The following is a 19,179-nucleotide window of genomic DNA, read 5'->3' on the forward strand; positions in this document are numbered from 1 at the left end:
TCCTAGAACAGGCCACCCAGCATTTTGTCCATGCCGCCCATCATGGGCATGGCCGATCCTAGCATCGATCCTATCGGATTGAGCATGCTGAAGGCCGAGCCCATAACGCTGCTGAACGAGTGGCTGACGGTCGGATCGAGCAGCGTGCTGATCGGATTCTTTAGTAAGCCCCCGAGGGACAGCACCTGCGACGCGTCATACTCGCGGCCGTACTTCTTCGGATCCGACGAACCGCCGTCGAGCGGTCCCCCGGTCTGATTCGCAATCGCATAGGCGCCCGCAGACGTACCGGTGTGACCTTTCGAGTTGAAGTTGTATTCGCCCGCCGCCGGTCCCTTGGTCAACAGGATGGAGGCTTGCTGCCTGGTAATTTCTCCCTTGTTGATCGCCATTTGCAGGTTATTGATCGTCGCCTTCTTGTCCTTGGAATTGCTGGCGTTCGAGTTGAACTGGTTCGCGGCACTCGGATCGGTCTTCTGCCATTGACTGAGCGCGCTCTGGTAGGCCGAGTTATTCTCGCCGGCCGGTTGCAGCATGCCCAACCAACTGCTGCCACCACCGCCGCCGCCGAACATCTGGCTTACCCATCCCTGGATTTCGCTTTCGTCCGGGAAGGACCCTGAGCCGCCCTGGGTTTCCGAGAACGGCGTCGATTCCGGCGTGTACGCTCCGCCTGACGGTGGCGGTTCGTAAGTGGTGTTGACTATATCCATAGTATGGCTCACTAGCGGTTCAGAATTTGAAAATGCAGGCGCAATCCGGCCCGCGGCTTGATTTGCACCTCCTACTCTATTCGTCGCCCACCGCTGTCGACTGCGCCGAAGCGAAGCCGGTGCGGCGCAAACGAAACGGCACCCGCCAGCACCGGTTCGATTTCAAAGCCCCAGATAGTGCTCAGCCAGCGACCGCCGTTCGGCGCTGGCGGGGGTGTCAGCATTCGCGCCGATAGTTTCGCGGCGCAGCCGCTGCATCGATTCGGGTTCGACAAGGATGCCGGTCCTCAGCGACCGCTTGTGCGCCTCGGCCATGTCGTAGTGCGCAACGACGGACATGACGAACAGGCGAGCCTCGCGGGCAAGACTCTCCACGCTCAGCATGTCGTCCGACAGCGCTCGCCATTGCGCGTCCCCGTTAGCCGCGACGCAATAGATCAGCATCGCCGCGTTGCCCGGCAGGCCTATCGACTTGTCGGTCAACGCAGCGAACATATCGATTGCGGCATGCCAGTCGCGGCGCGCGGCGTGCACGAAGCCATCGAACGCATAGAATTCGAGCAGTGCAGGACGCAGCGCGTGCAGCGCCTCGAGTAACGCGTCGACATCGCCGGGATCGCAGCGGATCGACGGAAACGGTGCGACGAGCGACAGGCGCAACAGTTCCGCAAGCGCGCATGTCAGCTCCTCGCTACAGTCTGTGTATTCGTGATCTTGAGCCATATCGGGTCTCGAAACGCTTGGATCAATAGGCGTTAAAACCATCATTGCGCGATGAGGTCCGCCATGGCTTTGGGAATGATCTTTTCGCCGGCTCCATTCTCACGAGCGGAAAGCGGGCAACAATCCGTGGATGCGCAGTGCTGTCGCGCAATGCGAACCGGCATACATTGTGGATCGTTACGCGTTAGCCATAGGGGCGCAGGTTGTCGCCGCCCAGCACCCGCGAGGAGATCGCAAGATCGTGGGCCTGCTTCGCGAACGGGCCGCCGGTTGCATCCATTTCGCCTTCAGCACGTTCTTCGCATAGTTGGCGAGAGCCGGGCCTTGCTGCGCATCCGTTGCGACTCAGCCTGGATACAGTGCAATCCGGTCTCTTTGGCGGGCACCACGGTCTCTCCCAGATCGAAGGTCGCACCGCCCTCGCCCGGTGTTCTGCTTTGGGACACCGGGCATTCTTTTTTCATCGACGCGCGCGTCCGCGTACAGGCGCGATGGAGAAGCACCCCCTTCGTTTCTTTGCGACACACTTCGCTGCATCGCTGCGTTGATCCGGTGAACGAAGCATATTGGCGACATGCGTTTGCTCGAACGCCGAACCGGCACGGGTAGCCCAGTCCATTTTCCACACGGAGCGCCGATATGCGATACGAACTCAGTCAGAAATTTTTCTTCGAAGCCGCCCATACGCTCGATCGGGACATCGGGACCGACAGCAGCCGCCGGATCCACGGTCACACCTATCATGCGCAAGTGGTATTGAGCGGCACACCGGATACGACCTCCAGCATGATCGTCGATCTAGGGGTACTCAAGGAACACATCGAGACGGTGCGCGATCAACTCGATCACCGCTTTCTGGACGAAGTCCCGGATCTGGGTCCGGCAACGCTCGAAAACCTCTGCGCCTACATCTATAAAAAGCTGGCGGCCGTGCTGCCGAACGTGGTCCGGGTCGGCATCGAACGTCCGGCGAGTGGCGACCGTTGCCAGTTGATCTGCCATCCCGGTTGACGCAACAGGGACACCGCGGGTCCATGTCTGTTCCCGCGCGCCGTCGGACACCCTTTCACCTGCCACGCTATGCTGGAGCCTGAACCCTGACGTTACGACCGGCAGGATGCCATCGTGCCCTGCGGCACGGCTGCGCGTGCGCCACAGTACGTGTGCTCCCCCGACCCGTAATGCACCAGCCGTGTCTTTCCCGTCAGAGGATCGGCAAATGACGCAGTCGATTCATCCAGCCAGAACGACACCTTTGTCATGCTTTTCATTTTCAGCATCGCCATCAGATCGTCGCGCACTTTCGCCCGCAATTTCCGCTTCTGCGTTTCCTGCAGCGAATCCGCAAGAGAGAACCTGAAACGTATCGTCCGCTCTCCCTCAACCACGACCTGGCACTGCGACATGCCGTCGATACCGAGCGACAAACCGATGATCGCCAGTGCGTTCAGCTCGTCCATGCGTCCCTCGTCGTTGAGCAGGCGAACCGCCTCTTCCGCCCGGCCGAAGTGCGAAGAAATTACCGTATAGGGACCGGCACTACGGTCGAACCGCCTCGCCAGCGCGTCGTGAAGCGTGTAGCGGATAAGCGGCATCGTGTACTGGTTCAAGCTTGTCACATTGACGTAATTGCCCATGAACTCGTAGATCAGATCGTCTTCCAGCAACAGCATATGCTCGCCCTGGCCGATCCCCATCACGCCGAATTCGGTTGTGCCATAGACATTCGTTACCGGGCATGCAAAAGCCTTTTCGATCTCTCTGCCGACCGGCGCGAGCATCACTTCGCCGACGCAATTGATCGAAGAAGGCCGACAGGCCGTCCGTTGGGCCTCGGGCACTCTCGCCAGCGCCAGAATTGCCGACGTGTATCCACACAGCACGTTCGGCCTGAAGTCGTTCAACTGTTCGACGATGGTCGGCAACGGCATCCCGACGTCGATCGGCAGGAATTCGTGCGGAGCGTGCGCGGGAAAAAGATGTGATACGCCGATATAGCTCGCCGCATAGCGATTGGTGACGCCGATGAACGCGAACCTCGCCCCGCTGCTGTCGTCGGGCTCGAAGCGTCGCATCTGGGCGGCGAGACCCGCGCATTCGTCGAGCGACGACACCACGGGCAAGCGCTCGCCCGAGGTTCCGGACGTTTCCCGCACGATGTAACGGCCGTGCAACAGTTCGGTCGGCCCGGTCGCGGTAGCAAGAAAGCGCCGCACGCTCTTCTTGTCGAGCGAACGATCCGTAACGATTTCATCGAAATGCGCGATCAGTAGCGCTTTGGTCAAAACCGGAAAGTCCTGTGGCGTGCAACTGTCCAGTCGAATCGCGCGCTCGTCGATGAGCCGCCGGTAGTAGGGCGAACATCGATATGCGTGGGCGACCAGCGCGCGGAATCTGGTTAGCTGAACCCGTTCGAACGAGCTTCTGTCGAGCGTCTGGTTCGATCGATACTGCATCAGTTTCCGGTGAACGATATCCGCTGGCAAGATGTCTTGTTTCATGCTGGCCTCCGAACCAGGTCAACGCGACCGGCGCGCCTTCCGCACGCAGCCGTACGCGGCACGTACCGGTTTATTCAAACTCACGCATCCACGCCGACGTCGGCGCATTCGCGCAAAGTTGAGCCGGACGGAAAACGGTCGGCTCAGGCGGAAAGAACGGGCCGCCTGTTATGCGGGCCGCTGCGACCCGTCGCCATATGACCAGTTCGACGATTCCGCTGGATCTTGCGACGGCTGTTGCGGTGCCGGTGGATAGGGATACTGCGAGGGCGGGTACTGCGGGTATTGCGACGGCAAGTACGTGGATTGCGGCTGCGCCGGCAACACCGTGTCAGACGACGCGCCTACGGACGGGGTGCGGGACAGCGATGACGGGAACGCGGGCGACGGTGGCACCTGCGGCGATTGCGGCCACACTATCCGGCCGAGTTCCATCGCGTTGTCGTCTTGCGGTACCGACCCATAGCTGGCTCGCAACTGATCGCGACATTCGAGCACCGCCTTGGCAAAATTTCCGGCGACTTCATCGACGTCGTCCTTGAACGTCTTGTCTTTCCTGTAACGCGCGAACGCACCCGCCCCCAGAATATGCGCAGCGAGCAGGGAAGAAACCGCCGTGCTGACAATTTCCTGGTTGATCGATACCTCGTCGAAACCCTGTTTCAGCATCGCCATCGCAGCAAACTGGAGGGCCAATTTCATCATCGGGTTGCTGCCGCCCGCCAGGCTGATTCCCATCGCCGTCAGCCGAACCCGTTTAACCGCATCCTTACGTGATTCGTTTTTCGAATGCATCTTCGCACTGATTTTCTTCCCCGGCTCTGTGAACTTGAAGACGGCCGTCGTCGCCGCATGTATCAGGGTATCGAAGCTGCACTCGAGAAGACTCGCAACCAGTGAACCCTCGAGGCCCGACGCGATGCTGTTTCTGCCGATCATGGCGGAGTTCGTCACGATCGACACCAACGAATCGGTCACTACACTGACAGTCCAGACCGACGCCGAGCCGTGCGTCTTCGCCGCCATCGTGGGCCAATAGTCCAGACCGGAATACGCGTGGGGATCCTGCTGCGGCACCAGCGCGGCCATGGAGTCCTCTCTCTGGAGCGCCGTTCCGGTAGTCGAGCGCGACAGCGTCGACTGATCGTCGTCGACGAACTGTGTCGGCATGTCCACATGATAAAAGGTCGGCTCGGGCGCACGCGGCATCCCGGGCGGTTCGGAACCCTGGCTTGTCCAACCTTCCCTCGGCGAAACCGGTGAGTAGGTCACCGACAGAGGCCCAAAACGGTCGCCTATCCGGAGCGCGTCGAGATCACGCGCAAGTTGTTCCTGGTCGCGCGACGACCGATTCGTTGTTCCCGACCTGCGCCGCGAAGGCGCCAGCGTCTGCGGAACGTAGCCCTCGGCGGGCGTCTCGACGACCAGCGACGAGTACCGCGACTCCGTGCGGCGCTGCCGTATGCGCACCGTCCCGCCCGCATGGGAAGACTCGCGCGACGTCGTGAGCGGCTGCAGCGATCCGAATGGCCCTTCCACCCACCCTTGCCTGCGAGTGGACTCCACGCGCACTGTGGAACGTGCCCGGGTGTGCTGATCATCGTCGTCATCGCGATGACTCGAATCTGACCGTCTAACCCCGTCACCGTGACCCATGCTCTCGTTCCACCCGTAATCGCATACTCGATTCTTCCATGTACTGGAGCAAACCCTTAGGCACAGCGCGAAGTTCTGTCGCTGCAAGCGCAGCTTCATCTGTGCCGCACGTCGCACCCGATCACGCCCGACGCCGCCGTCTGTTTTTCCAGCACGCCTCGCCACTGCTTCGCCAACAGGACAGGAGCAGTCCCGAACCGTAGCGAATCGCCCACGATCCGCTACTTCTTGCCCGCGACCGCGCGAATCTGCTCGCCCACATGCAACAGGGCGACCTGGTCGCGCACTTGCCCGATGAACATGCCCGTCAGCAGCGCCAGCATCAGCACCGCCATCGCGCCTTTAATAGGTTGCGAGAGGGAAACGAGGTCCAGCTTCTGAGCCGCTCTCGATATCAGGCCGAGACCCAGGTCGACCAGCAGCAACAGCAGCATCGCGGGCGTCGCGAGCTTGGCGGTCGACTGCATCAGCGAGTCCGTTTGCCTCAGCACGAATGCCTGAATCAGTTCGCCCGGTATCGGCGCCGCACTCATGAGCGGCCATAGCCGATACGACTCGAACAGCGCGCCGAGCAGATACGTCATCCCGCCGAGCGTCCAGAAAGCGATCATCGCGCACTGGCTCATCAGCGTCGACGTGAGCGAAGTCTCACGCCCCTGGCTAGGGTTGGTCATCTGGACATTGTTGTAGCCGGTCAGGTCGTCGACATAGGCGCCGACCGCTTCGGCCACCCAGAACACCGGCGAAGCAATGAAGGCCATCACCAGCCCGACCGCCGCTTCTTTCGCGCAGACGTAAACCAGAAAGAAACCGTGCAGTTGCGGCAGCGACGCCTGCTGGCCCAGCGCGACGTACGCGGCCCACACCGCCACGATCGCCGAGCGGGTGGTGCCGTGCAGAACGTTGTCGCCGGTCGGCGGAAAGATGACCATGATGACCAGCAGCCGGATACTGCAGATTCCGCAAAGCAGCAGCATCTCCCTCAAGGTAACGCCATACTGCAGGAGATCGAACTGATACTGGTTCATCGCGCGATGTCTCCCGCGTCGCGTCGCGCCTGCGCACGGCGCGCGATCTGCCGGTTGACGACACCCTCTTCGGCCTCTTCGTCCTGGATATCGTCGGCTCGGGTTTGCGCCTGCGCGTGCAGCTTCGCGATGCGCTCCTTACAGTGATCGAGGCGCACGTCGTTGCGCATGATCTCGGTGCGTGCCTGCGCGATCTTCAGATCGATTTGCGTGACCGCGTCGCGCAACTGGGCAAGCACCCCGACCTGCGTCGCACGCCGCTCCACCGCCTGGGCCCGGTGGTCCTCCCAGCTCAGCAGGTCGTCGATGCGAACCGCCCGGCTGCCGTTGAGCAGCGCGTCGATGCGCGCCTCGTGCGCCCGCAGTTCGTCGGCCGCGCGAGCGACCTCCTGGGTCTGGCGCTCTACCTCGACAATCGCTTTGTCGCGTTGTTTCTGCTGCGCCGCCAGCGTCTCGCGCAAGCCTGACTGCAGGCGGTCCAGCCGCCGCGTCACCATTGCAAATGCCTTCAGGCGAGGATCGGCCATGCCGTTACTCCTGCGTTGTATGCGGTTAAGTCAGACCGTCACGGCCGTTGCAACGCCTGCAGCGCCGTCAGCGTATCGGCACGCGAGCTGAACTCGTCGGTACGTTGAGAAAGGAACTCGCGGATCGCATCGTGCTTGCGTACGGCCTCGTCGGCAACCGGGTCGCCGCCCGCGCGATACTCGCCCAGTTGCAGCAGGGTTTCGATCTCGCGATGCCTGGCAAGCAGGCGCCGAACGTGGCCCGCCGCGCCCATATGCGCGGCGTCGGTCACCTGCGGCATCACCCGCGACAGACTCGCCATCACGTCGATTGCCGGATACTGGTTGCGCGCGGCAATCTCGCGCGACAGGATCATGTGGCCGTCGAGAATGCCTCGCACCTCTTCCGCGATCGGATCGCTGCCCGATTCGTCTTCCACCAGCACGGTGTAGAGCGCCGTGATCGAGCCGTGCGCGGACAGACCGGCGCGCTCCAGCAAACGCGGCAGTTCGGCGAAGATGGACGGAGGAAAACCGCGCCTTGCCGGCGGCTCGCCCGCGGCAAGGCCGATCTCGCGCTGCGCGCGGGCAAAGCGCGTGAGCGAATCCATCATCAGCAGCACGCGCTTGCCGGCATCGCGGAAATGTTCCGCGATCGCGGTCGCGGCGTAGGCCGCCTTGACGCGTTCGATCGACGAGCGATCCGAGGTCGCGCACACGACGATCGAACGCGCCATGCCCTCCGGACCGAGAATCTGCTCGACGAACTCGCGCACTTCCCGCCCGCGCTCGCCGATTAATGCAATCACGTTCAGATCGCAGGCAGTGCCGCGTGCGAACATGCCCATCAACGTGCTCTTGCCGACGCCGGCCGGCGCGAAAATTCCGACCCGCTGGCCTTCGCCGAGCGTGAGCATGCCGTCCACCACCCGCACGCCGGTGTCGAGCGGCCGATCCAGCAGCGGACGGCTCATCGCGTTGGGGGGCGCCGCATAGATCGGCGCGGTGTCGAGCGTCTCGATCGCAGCGAGCCCGTCGATCGGCCGCCCCGTGCTGTCGATCACGCGCCCAAACAGCTCTGGTCCGACCGGAATCGCGAGCGGCTTGCCCAATGCAATGACCTGCGTGTCGCGCGACAAACCGTCGAACCGGCCGAACGGCGACAGCAACGCCGTGTCGCGCGAAAAGCCGACAACCTCGGCGAGTTGCATCAGCGCTCCCTGCGGCGTGCGCAGCTCGCACAGTTCGCCGTAGCGCACGTCGATCCCGCTGACTCGGATCAGCGTACCGATCGCCTCGAGTACCTTGCCGCGCGTCGACGGTTGCGCGCCAGTCGCAAGTTCCACTTCGATCGAATCCGCCAGCACATTGAGCTGCGCCAGATCCTCGACGACGGCATCGGCTGCGATAGACGAGGTCATGCGAGCTCCAGCACGCGCGCGTCGGCGGCGGGTGGATCGCTCCGCGTGAGCGTGTCGGGAAGGTTCCGTTCAAGCGAGGCGAGCTCGGCATGAGCGGCGTGCGGTGCCTGCGCGTCGCCGGTGTCCTGCGCGTCGCCCGTGTCTTGCGGTGTATCGCCGGCGTCCTGCGCATCGCCGTCCGCGGGTGCTGCACCGGTCGTCTTGCGATCCTGCGCGAGCGCACGGCGCAGTGCCGCATTGACCGCGCCGCGCACCGCTTCGATCTGCACGCCGAGACTTGCGTCCATCGAGCCGATATCCGTTTCGCAAACGCATGCGCCAACGTCCAGCGCGCGGTCGGCAGTCACGGTGATCTGCACCGGCCGACCGTTCTCGCGCCAGCCGGCGGCGGCACGCGCAAACTCCTCGGCGGCCGCGTCGCGCTGGTCGGGGTTGACGCGCACGCGCAGATAGCTGCTGCCATCGACAATGCGCTCGACCGCAGTCGCGGCCCTTGCGAACATCGCGGCGGGATGCTCATTGACGACGATCCGCTCCACCGCCGACACCACCAGCCCCGCGATGCGGTTGCGCATCGACATCTGTATTTCACGCCGCTGCGCCAGCAGTTCGGCGGTGCGCGCATACCACTGCGCCGCGGCCTCGAGGCGTCCCGCTTCGAAGCCGCGCTCCTGGGCCGCGTCAAATTCACGCTGCGTCAGCAAACGCAGCGCAGCGGCGTCCGCCGCCGCCGTCGCGACGATCTCCGCCGCCTCGGCGCGAGCTCGCGCCAGTATTTCGGCGTGCTGGTTCTGCAGCGCGATAAAGCCGTCGTCCAGTTCGACGAGTTGGGCCAGCGCCTCGCGCGGCACAATGTCGTCGTTCGTCCCCACGCCCAGTTGCAGCATGGCGCCTGCGCCTGCGATAACCGGTTCTCTCAGCCAGATCATCATGTATCGCTCCCAAAAAAATCGCCAAGTCGGCGGATGACCCTGTCGCTGTCATCCACATGTAGTCGTGCCCCGTGCGCGGACAGCCATTGCGGCTCCATGACGCCCTGCGCCCACACAAAGCGCAGCAGCGCCGCCGGCATCGACGGTTCGCACAGCCCGCTGTCGGCGAACAGGCAATAGCCTTCCCACGCGAGGTCCAGATCGTCGAGCTCGTCGAGCGGCCGCATGTCGTGATCACGCATCAGCCGGTCGAGCGACGGTGCATTCGGCGTCTCGATCAGCCAGCGCAGCGCCGCGGAGCCGTGGCGGCCGAGCCAGCGCAGCACCAGTTCGCGGCTTTCGCGATCGACCCAGTAGCGCAGTTCCGCCCGGCGCAGATACAGCGCGCGCAGGCGCAGCGCGCCCAGTGCGTCCTCGAGGGGCAGCGCGCCGAGCAGCGCGTGCTCGCCGCGAAAAGCCTCGAGCGACGGCACCGCGGCACCCATCGTGCTCAGCCAGGCATCGACCCCGCGCGCAAGCCGCCAATGCGTACCCCGCGAGCCCTCGGGCGGCAGTCGAAACAGCTCCGTGTCGAGCCAACCGGGATGAATCCAGTCGAACAGCGCGAGGCGGTTGCGCTGATACTTCAGAAGCCGGTCAGCAAGCTGTGCCGCAACGCTTCCATGCCGTTCCGTATCGGTCATATGCGGTCCTTGTGCCGGTGTCGGCAATGCGCGTCAATGCACCGGTTCCACTTGCTTGCGGCGCTTGAGCAAAGCCGCCGGCAGACCACCGCCCGCCCCGCCCGGCTTCGTGCGGCGCACCAGCACCAGCAGGCCGAGCGCGCCCAGACCGAACGCAAATAGCGCGAGCCAGCGCAGCGGGAAGCCACCGGACGAGCGGCTCGCCTCGAGCGCCAGAGGGTCGGCGGGCACCGAGGTCACGCTAACCTGGTCGTACGTCAGCCCTTCGACGCCGTGCACCACGAGGTTCTTGATCTGCGGCGTGAGCGTCGCCAGGTTGGCGCTCGGCTGATATTTGATGAACACCGACGCGGACGACGGCTTGATCGTCAGTGCAAGCGGATCGTTATCGGGCAGCACGATATGCACGCGCGCCACCACTACGCCGTCGATCTTCGAAAGGGTATCGGACAGTTCCTGCGAGACGCCGTAAATGAAGCGCACGCGCTCCTCCGTCGGCGTGGAGACCAGACCGTCCTTCTTGAACAGATCGCCGAGATCGTCGTACTTGCGTGCGGGCAGACCGCGCTCACGCAGGACTTCCATCGAGCGCACGATGTCGTTTTCGTCGACCTTCGCGCTCCAGGTCTTGCCGCCATCGGCGCTGACCTTCTGCGCGTCGATGCCCGCCTGCATCAGCGCGGCAACGATCTCGTTGCAGTCGCGCTCGCTCAGGTTGCCGTACAACTCCTTCTGGCAACCGGCGAGCAGCAGGGAAAGCACGAGCACGATGCACAACACCACGCTGCGATGTTTGGTTTCGGTCAGGACGTTCATGTCATTGGTTCTTCATCAGGGTTTCGAGGGCTTCCTTCGAAGAGTTCACCACCGCCATCTTGGTCTGCATATCTACCTGCATGCTGGTCGACTCGATCTGGATCGCCATGGACGCGGTAGTCAGCTCCTGCATCGACATCGAACTGGAGTTCTGCAGCATGAACAGCATGTCGTTTGACACCGACTGCAACGCGGTGTCCTCGCCGCGCACGACCTCCGAGACCAGGGTGCCGGCCGGGTCCGAACCGTGTGTCGCCGGTCCCATTACACCGTTTTGCATCATCGCTTCGAAGCTGCTGGACAACTGCGGCGACACGGGCTGGCCGACCGTGCCGGCGGCCGACGCCTGCGCCGCCTGCGCGGCGGCGGCCTGCATTTGCAGCATCGACAAGGTGATTTCCATTGCGCTCTCCAGATAGACGGGGTGAATCAGAGGCGGAGGTAGCCGTTGAACGGCACCTCCATGTTCATCAGGGGGACCTCATCGAGCGGCGCGGCATGGGACGTTGCGGGGAGCGGACGCAGCGATTCGGGAATCACGAATTTCCCCGAAACGGCGGCCTCCGCACGCGCCTGCCTGATGTCCTGAAGGACGGTAATCGACCTGATCAGCAGACTCGCGTCCGCCGAAAGCGGTTCGTCGAGTGCCTGATTCGCGACGATGCGCCAGTCGGAATTGTTGCTGGCGCTCAAACAGTAAACCAGCATGGCCCGGCTGCCGGGCAGGCACAGCGAGCGGGCGACAAGCGCCTCGAACACCGCGATGGCGTCGTGCCAATGGCCTTTGACGATATAGGCGAAGCCGTCGAACAACGATAGTTCGCCGAGTTTCGGCCGCATGGTGTGGAGGGCTTCGAGCAGATGCTCGGTATCGCCGATCTCCACGCGCGGCGCCGGAAACTGGTCGACCAGCGCCATCCTGAGCAACTCTGTCAGCGCCCCGATCAGCTCGTGACTGCAATTCGTTGCGTCGATTTGCTTGTTCATTTTCAGTCCTGTCCATGAAGTTGACGGTTCTTTCGTACTGACGGTTAGACGGTAGCAAACAGCCCCTCCCCAGGCCGTGCCGCCAGACGAAGCGAGCGGCAGATTCGCGAAGTCGCCCCAGCGGCGAAATCGAAGTGCGTCGTCCGCGCGCCGCGCACTCTGCTTCGCGTGGACCGGCGACCCTTCGCGCCCGGGCCCCGGCAAACCGGCAGCAACGGCTATCGTGCAATGCAGACCCGGGCGAGCGGACAGAACGTCCGCCCGCCGGGCCCGTACGGGACTCGACCATGAGCGAAGAAAAGACCGAAGCACCAACACCTAAAAAACTGCGGGACGCCCGGAAGAAAGGCACGGTGGTGAAAAGCGCGGATCTGATTTCCGCGGCGCTGCTGCTCGCCATGATCGGCGTGTTCCAGTTCGGCAGTCGCTGGCTGCTCGACTCGTTGCATCAGGCAATCACGATCGCCCTCGGCTTCTGCACGTCCGACCGCTCGCCTCAGGCACTGTCGTCCGCGCTGATGCATATGCTCGGCGTCTGCGCGATGGTCTGCGGACCGATCAGCCTGGTCGGACTGCTCGCCGCGGCGGTCGCGACCCTGGGCCAGGTCGGCGTCGAGGTGACCTTTACGCCGGTGATCCCGAAGCTGAGCGCGATCAGTCCCGGGTCCGGCATGAAGCGGATTTTCTCGAAGAAATCGATGATCGATCTCGTCAAGATGACACTCAAGGCGATCGTACTGGCGATCGTGCTCTGGCAGACCATCGCCTCGCTGTTTCCGCTCATCACCGGCGCGCTGTATGAGCCGCTGCCACAGCTCGCGGTGATTCTATGGAGTTCGGTCGTCAGGCTGCTGATGGTGGCGTGTCTGCTCTACCTGTTGCTCGGCGCGGTCGACTGGAAGATCCAGCACTGGCTGATGATGAAGTCGCAGCGGATGTCGAAGGACGAGCTCAAGCGCGAGCGCAAGAGCCACGACGGCGATCCGAAGATCAAGAGCGAGCGGAAAAAACGCGCCAAGGAACTGATCAAGGGCGATACGCGGCCGGCTGCCGTGTCGCGTTCGAGCGTCGTGGTGGTCAACCCGACGCATTACGCCGTGGCGCTGCGTTATGCGCCGCACGAGCATGCGCTGCCAGTGGTCCTCGCCAAGGGCGTGGACGCCGACGCACTGGAGATACGCCGCCTCGCCGCCGCCTATGGCATTCCGATCGTAGCCAATCCGCCGGTCGCACGCGCGCTACACCGCGTCGAACTCGACAGCAACATTCCGGAGGATCTGTTCGAAGTGGTCGCCGCCATTCTGCGCTGGGTTCAGTCGATCGGCGCGCCGCGCGGCGAACCCGGCGCGATCGGCGTAGTCGGCGCGGTCGCAGCGGACCCGCCGCGGCCGGTCGAACCCACCGCGATGGCCAGATTGCCGTAGCCCCGCTTTTCACTGCATTTTCCTGGAGCCTTTCATGCTTAAGACGCTCAAAATACCCGCCAGCGGGGAAGTAGGCATCGCGGTACTGGTGATCGCGATCATCTCGCTGATGATCCTGCCGCTGCCGCCCGAAGTGATCGACGTGCTGCTGTCGATCAATATCTGCATCAGTGTGACGCTGCTGATGGTCACGATGTATGTGCCGACCATCACGTCGCTGTCGTCGTTCCCGTCGATGCTGCTGTTCACGACGCTGTACCGTCTGTCGCTGAACATCGCGTCGACCAAGTCGATCCTGCTGCACGCAGACGCCGGTCACATCATCGAAAGCTTCGGGGAGCTGGTGGTCGGCGGCAATCTGGTAGTCGGTCTGGTGGTGTTCGTGATTATCTCGACGGTCCAGTTCATCGTGATCGCCAAAGGCTCGGAGCGGGTCGCCGAAGTCGGCGCGCGCTTCACGCTCGACGCGCTGCCGGGCAAGCAGATGAGCATCGACGCGGATTTGCGCGCCAACATCCTCACGCCCGAGGAAGCGCGCCGCAAGCGTAGCCGCCTCGCCGTCGAAAGCCAGCTCTACGGCGGGATGGACGGCGCGATGAAGTTCGTCAAGGGCGACGCGATCGCGGGCCTCATCATCACGCTGGTCAACATGGTGGCCGGTATCGCGGTCGGCATGGCCTATCACGAGATGACCGCGGCCGATGCCGCCAACCGCTTCTCAATTCTGTCGGTCGGCGACGCGATGGTCTCGCAGATTCCCTCGCTGCTGATTTCCGTCGCGGCCGGCGTAATGATTACGCGGGTGTCCGACGAATCCAACGACGGCGGCCGGTCGCTCGGCGACGAAATGATGCGCCAGCTCGGCGGCAACGCGCGCGCGTTGTGGTTCTCCTCGCTGCTGCTGCTGGGCTTCGCGGCCGTGCCGGGTTTTCCGTGGCCGCTGTTCCTGCTGCTGTCCGGGACTCTCGCGTTCGCGGGTTATCGTCTGCAACGCAAAACGGTTCACAAGGTGGAGGTCGGCGAGCAAGTCATGTCGCTACAGCGCGCCGGTGCCAAAGGCGACGCGCCGAGCATCCTCAAGCATGCGCCGCAGTTCACCAGCGCGCTCGGCGTGCGGCTTGCAGTGGATCTTGGCGCCCGCCTCGTGCCCTCCGTGCTCGACAGCGCGTTCGAGGTGCAACGCACGCGCCTGCAGGAAGAAATCGGCCTGCCGTTCCCCGGCATCACGATGTGGACCAGCGACGAACTACCCGCGGGCACCTATGAAATCCTCGTCCAGGACGTGCCGTGCGCGCGCACGCAGATACCCACCGGCAAGGTCATGCTGCCCGGCGCGGCTACGGACCCCGCATTAGCACAACTGTGCGAAGCCGCCGGACCTGCGGGCGGCATGCCGGTCAGCCACTGGATCGGCGAACGCCAGGCGCCCCCGAACGCGACCGTGTGGCAGGCCGAACAGGTCATCGCCAACGAAACGCTCAGCGCGCTTCGTCAGCGCTCCAAACTGTTCGTCGGCATCCAGGAAACGCAGTGGGTGCTCGACCAGCTAGGCGCGGACTATCCGGGCCTCGTCGCCGAAGTGCAGAAGGCACTGCCTTTGCAGCGCATCGCCGATGTGCTGCGGCGCCTGCTGGAGGAACACGTGCCGATCCGCAATGCCCGCAGCATCATGGAGAGTCTCGTGAGCTGGGGGCCGAAGGAAAAAGACATGCTGATGCTCGCCGAGTATGTGCGCGGCGACCTCGCGCGCTTTATCGCCTACCGCGCCACCGGCGGCGCACGGACCCTCGAAGCAGTGCTGTTCACCAACGAAGTCGAGCAGCATATCCGCCAGTCGATCAAGCAGACTCCTACCGGCAATTTCCTCGCGCTGCAGCCCGACCAGATCCGGCAAATCTGCGAGCGCATCCTGTCCTACACCGGCAACGGTCAGCGAGACGGCGTCGCGCTGGTCACTTCAATGGATATCCGGCGCTACGTGCGCCGCATGGTCGAAGCGCATATCGCATGGCTGCCGGTGTATTCGTACCAGGAACTGGGCGAGCACGTCGAACTGCGCCCACTTGGCCGCGTGTCGCTCTGACGGGTCCCCTCCATGTGCAGCACCAACGTTCACCCGTGCATCATTCCGGTCGAATCCGCCGACCCGGATGAGGCGCCCGCGCGCCCGCCGGTGCGCCACGGCGGTTTCAACTATGCCACCTTGCTGCGCCAGGCGCGTTTGCGCAGCGAGCGGACCCTGCTGCGCAAGCTACGCGACACCGATGCGCACAGCGTGTCCGACGCAGGACGCGACGATGCAGTGCTGCCGACGCTGCCCAACGAGACCGTGCCGGTCGACGAAGACACCGGGGACGACGTCGCCGAGCAGGAATCGATCCGGGCGCGAGAGCGCCGCCAGGAGGAACACACGACGCCGTTCGTCGCCGAGCTCGCAAAACAGCAGGCGCGTATCGCGGGACTCATGCAGTTTCTCGCCACCCGTGTGGTCGATTTCTGCAGCGACGACGCGATCGTCGAGCATGGCAACTGGACGATCCGCATCAAGCTCGATCCCGCTTTGCTGCCCGAATGCACACTCGAGCTGGGCCTTTCGCATTTTGATTTGACGCTTCGCTTCGAGACCGAACACGAGCCCACGAGAAAGTTAATCTGCCGGCATGAAGACGTCTTAAAGGAACAACTGGTCACGCTACTGCAACAAATGGATACCCCTCGCGAAGTCTCTATCGACGTGTCATAGCGACGATCCGGATAACGCGAAACTGAACCAACCGAGTTCGAACCCAGATCAACAGCAAAAACCCTCGGGGTCTACACAATATGGACCGGATAGTCCCAATCGCCAGCATCAAGGTCAAACGGCTGGCCGAACACGCCGACGCGCTGCCCAGCATCGATCACGAAACCGCGCGTCTTACGCGGCTATTGTGCGACGCGCGGCTCGTGGCCAGGTTAGCCCAACTCGGAATCACCGACTGGCGCGTCTCGCACGATACCAGGACGGCGCCGCTGCGCACGGGCTGGATCGACCTGCAACACGGCAGCGCGCACACCAGCTTCGCCGTCGACCTCGCGGTCTACCCAGCTCTCGCAAGCGCCGTCGCGGAATCGATCACGGTCGACAACGTCGAGGCCGGCGCTTCGCTGCGCTGCGCCGTGATCGCCCTGCTGCTCGAACCGCTGCTCGCCGCACTCGACCGCCTGGGCGCATCGAACGTCGACGTCAGCGGATCGCGCCGCTACGAATCGATGAAGCCGACGCTCAGCCTGAGCTTCACGCACGGCGGACGTCTCATCGAATGCCGGCTCGGCGCGGTGGACAGCGGCTGGAAAGCGCTGCTCGAACGGCACGTCAACCAGCATCGCGTACCGTTCACGAATCGCGTCAGTGAAATCAACGTGCCCGGCTACATCTGTGTCGGCGAAAAGACGCTGAGCATTCAGGCGCTCAACGGCTTGCGTCCCGGCGACGTGATCCTGCGCGCCGCGCCGCAGGATTGGCGCACGCTGCTCGACGGCTCAGGCTCGACCATCAATACCCAGATCGTGTGGGGCCCACCCGGCGCCCACCAACTTCTCGCGAGCGTCACGCTCGCCGGCAAACGGCTTGTCATCACTACGGACCCTTCCATGACCCACAACAATGAACGTACCGACGGCGCCCATATGGACGTCGACACCGCGGGCTCGCTCGACGACCTCGACCTGCCGGTCAAGTTCGAAATCGAAACCGTCACCCTGCCACTCGTCCAGCTCTCCGCGTTGCGCGCGGGCTACGTGCTGGAATTGCCCGGCACGCTGCGCGACGCGCGCATCCGGCTCGTCTCGTACGGCCAGCTTATCGGCTTCGGCGAACTGGTCACCGTGGGGGAGCAACTGGGCGTACGTGTCATTCAGATGTTCAGCGGCCATGACTCAGTTTAGCGACTTCACGGGGCTGATGATCGCGGTCGTCGCGATCGGTCTGGTCCCTTTCGTCGCGATGGTGGTGACCTCGTACGCCAAGATCACCGTTGTTCTCGGCCTGCTGCGCAACGCACTCGGGGTGCAGCAGGTGCCGTCGAACATGGTGCTCAACGGCATCGCCATCCTCGTGTCGATGTACGTGATGGCGCCGATCGGCATGAGTGCGATGCAGACGCTCAGCCATGAGCAGGTGTCGCCAGAACCGTCACAGGCCATGATTCAGGCGTTCGGCGCCGCGCGCGAGCCGTTCCGCAACTTTCTCAAGAAGCACGCGCGCGAACGCGAGAAACTGTTCTTCCTGCGCTCGGCGCACGTCGTCTGGCCGGTCGAGATGGCCAACCAGTTGCATGAAGACGACCTGATCGTACTGGCTCCCGCCTTCACGCTGTCCGAATTGAGCGACGCGTTCAAGATCGGCTTCCTGCTGTACATCGCCTTCATCGTCATCGACCTCGTGATCGCGAACGTGCTGCTGGCGATGGGGCTCAACCAGATACAACCCGTCAACGTCGCGATTCCGTTCAAGCTGCTGCTGTTCGTCGCGATGGACGGCTGGTCGACCCTGATTCACGGCCTCATTCTGACCTACAGGTGACGCATCATGAATACCGACGACCTGATCGGGCTGACCACGCAGGGCATGCTGCTGTGTCTGTACGTGTCGCTGCCGGTGATCATCGTATCCGCGCTGTCCGGCCTGATGATCTCGTTCATCCAGGCGATCACGTCGCTGCAGGACCAGACCATCTCGCATAGCGTCAAGCTGATCGCCGTCACCGCGACCATCGCGCTGAGCGGCGCATGGGCCGGTTCGGCGATTCTGCACTTTGCCACGCGGCTGCTGACGCTGGCCGTACCGACATGAGCGTGCATCGCACCGTCCCGGACGCGACCACGGTCCACGAATCCCACATCGAGGACGCTCACGAGGAGATTCGCTCGCACCACCGGCGCAAGCTGATGCGGCAGGCGAAGCAGTATCGCCAGACCACGTTTCGCCATGCGGCGAAGATCGCGCCCGAGCATGGCTCGCCCAACACCGGCCGGCTCCCGCAGCGCCTGCTGCAAGGCCGCCGGGTATCCGCGCTGCACGGGGACGGACGCGGTGGCGGCAAGCAACAGGGCGGCAGGCAGGACGGGAAACAGCAAGGTGGTCAACAACAGGGTCGCCAGCAGCAGGGCCGCCAGCAACAGCAGGACAGACGCGAGCGCCGTGGCCCGCCGCTACCCGACGAGCAGCGGGCGACAGCCGCGACGGCGAGGTACGGCACCGCCGGGACCGCGCCCCGCGTACGCAGCATCGCCGTCGACACGGCAAGCGCGCGCCCTGCTGCAGCGCCGCGCACCGACCTGCAGAATCTCGCGGACCAGCTACACGATCGCCCCATGCTGCTCGATCCGACACTACGCGTCGAATGGATCCGCCAATGTTTTCTCGCCAACGAGGAACACCGGACGCATCCCGATCGGCGCGGCTCCCATCAGCGTTATGCGATCACCCTCGATATGCTGAAAGCGCGCCAGCGAACTGGCGATTTTTCCCGCTCGTCCCCCGACGATATGAGCGGTGTGCGCCAGGACCTCATCAACGCAAGCAGCGCGTTGCGCGCTTCACCGATCGGACCGCCGCGCGACGAGAAAGAAGAAACCGATAACGCGTTGCTACCGCTCATGGCATTTCATGGAACTCGCTCGTTGAGCCCTGGCATGCTCGATCGTGCGATTCGCCACCTGTCGACCATGCTCAATACGCTGGCCATGAGCGGCAGAAGCCGGACCGACGACGATGCTTCGGACCCGTCGTAACGACTTCGCAGCAT

At 63.6% G+C, this 19,179-nt stretch carries 20 protein-coding genes; 8 read left to right on the forward strand and 12 right to left on the reverse strand.

Annotated features, from left to right (window positions below; all coding sequences use genetic code 11):
• Positions 1-2: 2 nt before the first annotated feature.
• Positions 3-713, reverse strand: a complete 711-nt coding sequence (locus tag ACUN0E_RS03880) for a hypothetical protein (protein ID WP_445565717.1) — start codon at positions 711-713, stop codon at positions 3-5.
• Positions 714-875: 162 nt separating this feature from the next.
• On the reverse strand, positions 876-1,436 hold the full coding sequence (locus tag ACUN0E_RS03885; RefSeq protein ID WP_408519360.1) for an HrpB1 family type III secretion system apparatus protein: 561 nt from the start codon (positions 1,434-1,436) through the stop codon (positions 876-878).
• 639 nt (positions 1,437-2,075) lie between these two features.
• On the opposite strand from ACUN0E_RS03885, the gene ACUN0E_RS03890 reads away from it, so the two are divergent.
• Entirely contained in the window at positions 2,076-2,447 is a 372-nt protein-coding gene (locus ACUN0E_RS03890) for a 6-pyruvoyl trahydropterin synthase family protein (protein ID WP_408224153.1), read from the forward strand.
• Positions 2,448-2,539: 92 nt separating this feature from the next.
• Here the strand turns inward: ACUN0E_RS03890 and ACUN0E_RS03895 are convergent, their stop codons facing one another.
• The 10 genes from ACUN0E_RS03895 to ACUN0E_RS03940 form a co-directional block, all read right to left on the reverse strand.
• Positions 2,540-3,937, reverse strand: a complete 1,398-nt coding sequence (locus ACUN0E_RS03895) for a phenylacetate--CoA ligase family protein (protein WP_408334321.1) — start codon at positions 3,935-3,937, stop codon at positions 2,540-2,542.
• 168 nt (positions 3,938-4,105) lie between these two features.
• Positions 4,106-5,476: a hypothetical protein gene (locus ACUN0E_RS03900; protein WP_445565718.1), complete on the reverse strand. Its 1,371-nt coding sequence runs from the start codon at positions 5,474-5,476 to the stop codon at positions 4,106-4,108.
• A gap of 338 nt (positions 5,477-5,814) precedes the next feature.
• Positions 5,815-6,621 carry a type III secretion system export apparatus subunit SctT gene (sctT, locus tag ACUN0E_RS03905; RefSeq protein WP_408224162.1) on the reverse strand — a complete coding sequence of 269 codons (807 nt, stop codon included), beginning with the start codon at positions 6,619-6,621 and terminating at the stop codon, positions 5,815-5,817.
• Positions 6,618-7,148, reverse strand: a complete 531-nt coding sequence (locus ACUN0E_RS03910; RefSeq protein ID WP_445565719.1) for a hypothetical protein — start codon at positions 7,146-7,148, stop codon at positions 6,618-6,620. The genes sctT and ACUN0E_RS03910 overlap by 4 nt, the downstream gene beginning before the upstream one ends.
• Positions 7,149-7,186: 38 nt before the next feature.
• Positions 7,187-8,548 carry a type III secretion system ATPase SctN gene (gene sctN, locus ACUN0E_RS03915; RefSeq protein WP_408334332.1) on the reverse strand — a complete coding sequence of 454 codons (1,362 nt, stop codon included), beginning with the start codon at positions 8,546-8,548 and terminating at the stop codon, positions 7,187-7,189.
• The gene (sctL, locus tag ACUN0E_RS03920; RefSeq protein WP_445565720.1) at positions 8,545-9,480 is read right to left on the reverse strand and encodes a type III secretion system stator protein SctL; all 936 of its coding nucleotides are present in this window, start codon (positions 9,478-9,480) and stop codon (positions 8,545-8,547) included. The genes sctN and sctL overlap by 4 nt, the downstream gene beginning before the upstream one ends.
• Positions 9,477-10,163, reverse strand: a complete 687-nt coding sequence (locus ACUN0E_RS03925) for a type III secretion protein HrpB4 (RefSeq protein WP_408224174.1) — start codon at positions 10,161-10,163, stop codon at positions 9,477-9,479. Before ACUN0E_RS03925 ends, sctL begins: the two co-directional genes overlap by 4 nt.
• Positions 10,164-10,196: 33 nt before the next feature.
• A complete protein-coding gene (gene sctJ, locus ACUN0E_RS03930) occupies positions 10,197-10,979 on the reverse strand; it encodes a type III secretion system inner membrane ring lipoprotein SctJ (RefSeq protein ID WP_445565721.1) in 783 nt (260 codons plus the stop codon).
• Position 10,980: 1 nt separating this feature from the next.
• Positions 10,981-11,382, reverse strand: a complete 402-nt coding sequence (locus ACUN0E_RS03935) for a type III secretion protein HrpB2 (RefSeq protein WP_408224180.1) — start codon at positions 11,380-11,382, stop codon at positions 10,981-10,983.
• A gap of 26 nt (positions 11,383-11,408) precedes the next feature.
• Positions 11,409-11,966, reverse strand: coding sequence for an HrpB1 family type III secretion system apparatus protein (locus tag ACUN0E_RS03940; protein WP_408224183.1), 558 nt, complete (start codon positions 11,964-11,966; stop codon positions 11,409-11,411).
• Between the two features lie 287 nt (positions 11,967-12,253).
• Between ACUN0E_RS03940 and sctU the strand changes: the two genes are divergently transcribed.
• The 7 genes from sctU (at position 12,254) to ACUN0E_RS03975 (ending at position 19,165) form a co-directional block, all read left to right on the forward strand.
• On the forward strand, positions 12,254-13,390 hold the full coding sequence (sctU, locus tag ACUN0E_RS03945) for a type III secretion system export apparatus subunit SctU (protein ID WP_445565722.1): 1,137 nt from the start codon (positions 12,254-12,256) through the stop codon (positions 13,388-13,390).
• A 34-nt stretch (positions 13,391-13,424) separates the two neighbouring features.
• Positions 13,425-15,473: a type III secretion system export apparatus subunit SctV gene (gene sctV, locus ACUN0E_RS03950; protein WP_408224189.1), complete on the forward strand. Its 2,049-nt coding sequence runs from the start codon at positions 13,425-13,427 to the stop codon at positions 15,471-15,473.
• Positions 15,474-15,485: 12 nt separating this feature from the next.
• Entirely contained in the window at positions 15,486-16,133 is a 648-nt protein-coding gene (sctP, locus tag ACUN0E_RS03955) for a type III secretion system protein SctP (protein ID WP_445565723.1), read from the forward strand.
• A gap of 80 nt (positions 16,134-16,213) precedes the next feature.
• The gene (gene sctQ / locus ACUN0E_RS03960) at positions 16,214-17,317 is read left to right on the forward strand and encodes a type III secretion system cytoplasmic ring protein SctQ (RefSeq protein ID WP_408224195.1); all 1,104 of its coding nucleotides are present in this window, start codon (positions 16,214-16,216) and stop codon (positions 17,315-17,317) included.
• The gene (sctR, locus tag ACUN0E_RS03965) at positions 17,304-17,954 is read left to right on the forward strand and encodes a type III secretion system export apparatus subunit SctR (protein ID WP_408224198.1); all 651 of its coding nucleotides are present in this window, start codon (positions 17,304-17,306) and stop codon (positions 17,952-17,954) included. The genes sctQ and sctR overlap by 14 nt, the downstream gene beginning before the upstream one ends.
• Positions 17,955-17,960: 6 nt before the next feature.
• Positions 17,961-18,224 (forward strand): type III secretion system export apparatus subunit SctS, encoded by a 264-nt coding sequence (sctS, locus tag ACUN0E_RS03970; RefSeq protein WP_408224201.1) that lies wholly within the window; start codon positions 17,961-17,963, stop codon positions 18,222-18,224.
• 2 nt (positions 18,225-18,226) lie between these two features.
• Positions 18,227-19,165 (forward strand): hypothetical protein, encoded by a 939-nt coding sequence (locus ACUN0E_RS03975; RefSeq protein ID WP_408224204.1) that lies wholly within the window; start codon positions 18,227-18,229, stop codon positions 19,163-19,165.
• The last annotated feature ends 14 nt before the right edge of the window (positions 19,166-19,179 follow it).

The organism is Paraburkholderia sp. D1E, from assembly GCF_052682275.1.

What these genes read in the sequence shown, in the direction of transcription:
- ACUN0E_RS03880 (WP_445565717.1), bottom strand. Translation starts at nt 713, where the DNA reads ATGGATATAGTCAACACCACTTACGAACCGCCACCGTCAGGCGGAGCG.
- ACUN0E_RS03885 (WP_408519360.1), bottom strand. Translation starts at nt 1,436, where the DNA reads ATGGCTCAAGATCACGAATACACAGACTGTAGCGAGGAGCTGACATGC.
- ACUN0E_RS03890 (WP_408224153.1), top strand. Translation starts at nt 2,076, where the DNA reads ATGCGATACGAACTCAGTCAGAAATTTTTCTTCGAAGCCGCCCATACG.
- ACUN0E_RS03895 (WP_408334321.1), bottom strand. Translation starts at nt 3,937, where the DNA reads ATGAAACAAGACATCTTGCCAGCGGATATCGTTCACCGGAAACTGATG.
- sctT (WP_408224162.1), bottom strand. Translation starts at nt 6,621, where the DNA reads ATGAACCAGTATCAGTTCGATCTCCTGCAGTATGGCGTTACCTTGAGG.
- ACUN0E_RS03910 (WP_445565719.1), bottom strand. Translation starts at nt 7,148, where the DNA reads ATGGCCGATCCTCGCCTGAAGGCATTTGCAATGGTGACGCGGCGGCTG.
- sctN (WP_408334332.1), bottom strand. Translation starts at nt 8,548, where the DNA reads ATGACCTCGTCTATCGCAGCCGATGCCGTCGTCGAGGATCTGGCGCAG.
- sctL (WP_445565720.1), bottom strand. Translation starts at nt 9,480, where the DNA reads ATGATGATCTGGCTGAGAGAACCGGTTATCGCAGGCGCAGGCGCCATG.
- ACUN0E_RS03925 (WP_408224174.1), bottom strand. Translation starts at nt 10,163, where the DNA reads ATGACCGATACGGAACGGCATGGAAGCGTTGCGGCACAGCTTGCTGAC.
- sctJ (WP_445565721.1), bottom strand. Translation starts at nt 10,979, where the DNA reads ATGAACGTCCTGACCGAAACCAAACATCGCAGCGTGGTGTTGTGCATC.
- ACUN0E_RS03935 (WP_408224180.1), bottom strand. Translation starts at nt 11,382, where the DNA reads ATGGAAATCACCTTGTCGATGCTGCAAATGCAGGCCGCCGCCGCGCAG.
- ACUN0E_RS03940 (WP_408224183.1), bottom strand. Translation starts at nt 11,966, where the DNA reads ATGAACAAGCAAATCGACGCAACGAATTGCAGTCACGAGCTGATCGGG.
- sctU (WP_445565722.1), top strand. Translation starts at nt 12,254, where the DNA reads ATGAGCGAAGAAAAGACCGAAGCACCAACACCTAAAAAACTGCGGGAC.
- sctV (WP_408224189.1), top strand. Translation starts at nt 13,425, where the DNA reads ATGCTTAAGACGCTCAAAATACCCGCCAGCGGGGAAGTAGGCATCGCG.
- sctP (WP_445565723.1), top strand. Translation starts at nt 15,486, where the DNA reads ATGTGCAGCACCAACGTTCACCCGTGCATCATTCCGGTCGAATCCGCC.
- sctQ (WP_408224195.1), top strand. Translation starts at nt 16,214, where the DNA reads ATGGACCGGATAGTCCCAATCGCCAGCATCAAGGTCAAACGGCTGGCC.
- sctR (WP_408224198.1), top strand. Translation starts at nt 17,304, where the DNA reads ATGACTCAGTTTAGCGACTTCACGGGGCTGATGATCGCGGTCGTCGCG.
- sctS (WP_408224201.1), top strand. Translation starts at nt 17,961, where the DNA reads ATGAATACCGACGACCTGATCGGGCTGACCACGCAGGGCATGCTGCTG.